The organism is Bradyrhizobium sp. (assembly GCF_049586575.1).
Lineage (GTDB): Bacteria > Pseudomonadota > Alphaproteobacteria > Rhizobiales > Xanthobacteraceae > Bradyrhizobium.
The window spans coordinates 1-3,495 of record NZ_JBAVCF010000004.1; the positions used below are offsets into that span (position 1 = coordinate 1).

The window sequence follows — 3,495 nt, forward strand, 5'->3', positions numbered from 1 at the left end:
ACCCTGCTCAGGATCATGGCCGGGCTCGACAAGGAATATAACGGCGAGGCCTGGGTCGCCGAGGGCGCGCGCGTCGGTTACCTCGAGCAGGAGCCGCAACTCGACGCCACCAAGACGGTCCGCGAGAACGTCATGCTGGGCGTCGCCAAGCAGAAGGCGATCCTCGACCGCTACAACGAACTGGCGGTGAATTATTCCGACGAGACCGCCGACGAGATGACCAAGCTGCAGGACGAGATCGAGGCCGCCGGCCTCTGGGATCTCGACAGCAAGGTCGACCAGGCGATGGACGCGCTGCGCTGTCCGCCCGACGATGCCGATGTGACCAAACTCTCAGGCGGTGAGCGCCGCCGCGTCGCGTTATGCAAGCTGCTGCTCGATCAACCCGAGCTGTTGCTGCTCGACGAACCGACCAACCATCTCGATGCCGAATCCGTGTCCTGGCTCGAGGGCCACCTGCGCAACTATCCCGGCGCGATCCTGATCGTCACCCACGACCGCTACTTCCTCGACAACGTCACCAGCTGGATTCTCGAACTCGACCGCGGCAAGGGCATTCCCTATGAGGGCAACTATTCGTCCTGGCTGATGCAGAAGCAGAAGCGGCTTGAGCAGGAAGGCCGCGAAGACGCCGCGCATCAGCGCACGCTCGCCCGCGAGCAGGAATGGATCGCGGCGTCGCCAAAGGCGCGCCAGGCCAAATCCAAGGCACGTTATCAGCGCTATGAAGACCTCCTGAAGCAGGCGAGCGAAAAGCAGACGCAGACCGCGCAGATCACGATTCCCGTCGCCGAGCGGCTCGGCCAGAACGTGATCGATTTCGAGGGACTCACCAAGGGTTATGGCGACCGTCTGCTGATCGACAATCTCACCTTCAAGCTGCCGCCCGGCGGCATCGTCGGGGTGATCGGCCCGAACGGCGCCGGCAAGACCACGCTGTTCCGGATGATCACCGGACAGGAGAAGGCGGACAGCGGCACGATCACGATCGGCGAGAGCGTGCATCTCGGCTATGTCGACCAGTCGCGTGACACCCTCGACGGCAAGAAGACCGTGTGGGAGGAAATTTCCGGCGGCAACGAACTGATCCTGCTCGGCAAGCGCGAGGTCAATTCGCGCGGCTATTGCTCATCGTTCAATTTCAAGGGTGCGGACCAGCAGAAGAAGGTCGGCGCGCTGTCGGGCGGCGAGCGCAATCGTGTCCATTTGGCCAAAATGCTCAAGTCCGGCGCCAACGTGCTGCTGCTCGACGAACCTACCAACGACCTCGACGTCGACACATTGCGCGCGCTCGAAGAGGCGCTGGAGGATTTTGCCGGTTGCGCGGTCATCATCAGCCACGACCGCTGGTTCCTCGACCGCATCGCCACCCACATGCTCGCCTTCGAAGGCGACAGCCATGTCGAGTGGTTCGAAGGCAACTTCCAGGACTACGAAAAGGACAAGATGCGCCGGCTCGGCCAGGACTCCGTCATCCCGCACCGGGTGAAGTACAAGAAGCTGACGCGATAGGGCCCGTTAACCCACCTTCTCCGCTAACCACATTTTGATCAGCGACTGATATGGAACATCGCGCTTGTTGGCGGCGATCTTGATTTGCTCCAGCAAGCCCAGCGGCAGGCGAATTGAAATTGCCGTGGTTGAAGGTTTCAGGTTCGGAAAGCGCACGCGCTCGGCCTTTCTCCAGTCGACGTAATCGGTGGAGTCATGAGTCTCCCAAAACTTCCGCTCTTCGGCTTCTGTCTTGAAGGACGGAACTGATTTAAGCTTGCTCATAAACTTTTCTCTCCTTTCGGTGCATGTCTCGCGCCGATATCACCCGGATCACGGTTGCATTTTGCCGCAGGGTGAAGGTCACATGCAGCCAACGGTTTTGGGTTGTCTTTCCCAACGCGTTGAAGCGCCGCTCTATCTCGCTATGCTTGGCGTCCTCAACAACGATCAGCGGATCGTTGAAGAAGACACTTTCGGCTTCGGTCTGACTGACGTCATGTTTATCCGCACTCTTGTGGCGGTTGCCATCGTCCCAGTCAAAACCGGTGATCTGGTCAAGGTCAATCATGCTGTATATTATGAATATATACAAAAAGAGGCGCTGATGCAATATGGCTTCATATTCCGTCGTCTGAAAAATAGGTCAGGCGCGTTTGCGCTCGTGGTAACTTTGGTGCTGCCGCTTCCCGCCCACGCCGCATCTGACTCCGCCTTCACGCAATTCATTACCTCGCTGTGGCCGGAGGCCGAGGGGCAGGGCGTTTCGCGCGCGACGTTCGACCGCGAAACCGCGGGCCTCGAACCCGACTACAAGCTGCCGGATTTGATCCTGCCGGGACGGCCCGCGACCGGCGCGCCATCGCAGGCCGAGTTTGTGCAGGTGCCGGCCGACTACATCAAGGAAGCTTCCCTCGCGCGGCTTGCGGCCGAAGGCCAAAAGCTGATGGCGAAATATCGCGTCTCGCTCGATGGCATCGAGCAGCGCTTCGGCGTGCCCGCGCCGATATTGCTCGCGATCTGGGGCCGCGAAACCGATTACGGCCGCTACACGTTGCCTTACGACGGTGTGCGCGTGCTGGCGACGCAGGCCTATGTCGGCCGGCGCAAGGATAAGTATCGCAACGAGTTCATCCTCGCACTGAAACTGATCAATGACGGCGAGGTGACGCGCAAGGGCCTGCGCACCTCGTGGGCCGGCGCGACCGGGCTGACGCAATTCCTCCCTTCCGAGTTTTACCAGCACGCGGTTGATTTCGACGGCGACGGCCGCAAGGACATCTGGCATTCGGTGCCGGATGCGCTGGCTTCCGCCGCGGAGCAACTTGTCAACAAGGGGTGGAAGACAGGCGTACGCTGGGCCTATGAGGTGAACCCGCCCGCCAACGTCGATTGCACGATCGGCGTGCCGGAAGTGACGAAGCCGCTGCGCGAGTGGCTTCGCGACGGCTTTGTACCGGTGCGCGGGCAAAAGTTGAGCGTGGCCGAGCAGGCGGGAGAGGCCTCGCTGTTGCAGCCGGAAGGCATTTATGGCCCGTCATTCTTGGCCACGAAGAATTACTTCGTGATCAAGGAGTATAATTTCTCCGATCTCTATGTGCTGTTCGTCGGTCATCTCGCAGACCGCATGGTGAGCCCGCTTCCGTTCGCTACGCCGTGGTCGGCATCGACGCAGTTGCGCACCAAGGATGTCGAGGCGATGCAGCGTCATCTCACCCGCATCGGGCTCTACGCCGACAAGATCGACGGCAAGGCCGGCATGCTGACGCGCGCAGCGCTTGGCGCCTATCAGAAACGGGCCGGGTTGAAGGTGGATTGCTGGCCGAGCGAGACCGTGCTGCGCTCGATCGAGCAGGCGCGATAAATTTCGTTCGCCAAACAAAAACCCGGCCGCCTGGGCCGGGTTCTCGAAAATCGAAGCGCTGGATTTTGTCTCGACGCGTTTTCTTCACACGAACCGGTATCTACTTCGCTTGAAAACGCTCCAGACGATCAGATCAATCG

General features: G+C 60.5%; 4 protein-coding genes. 2 read left to right on the forward strand and 2 right to left on the reverse strand.

The genetic code is table 11. The features are described 5' to 3' along the window. Window positions 1-1,512, forward strand: a 1,512-nt coding sequence (gene ettA / locus WB528_RS00185; RefSeq protein WP_423886417.1) for an energy-dependent translational throttle protein EttA, incomplete at its 5' end; no start/stop codon positions are given. A gap of 6 nt (window positions 1,513-1,518) precedes the next feature. Here the strand turns inward: ettA and WB528_RS00190 are convergent. Then, window positions 1,519-1,776, reverse strand: a complete 258-nt coding sequence (locus tag WB528_RS00190; RefSeq protein ID WP_423886418.1) for a BrnA antitoxin family protein — start codon at window positions 1,774-1,776, stop codon at window positions 1,519-1,521. Next, entirely contained in the window at window positions 1,763-2,062 is a 300-nt protein-coding gene (locus WB528_RS00195; protein ID WP_423886419.1) for a BrnT family toxin, read from the reverse strand. Before WB528_RS00195 ends, WB528_RS00190 begins: the two co-directional genes overlap by 14 nt. A 36-nt stretch (window positions 2,063-2,098) precedes the next feature. Here WB528_RS00195 and WB528_RS00200 point away from each other — a divergent pair, with 36 nt between their 5' ends. Continuing rightward, window positions 2,099-3,355 (forward strand): lytic murein transglycosylase, encoded by a 1,257-nt coding sequence (locus WB528_RS00200; protein ID WP_423886420.1) that lies wholly within the window; start codon window positions 2,099-2,101, stop codon window positions 3,353-3,355. Window positions 3,356-3,495: the final 140 nt, after the last annotated feature.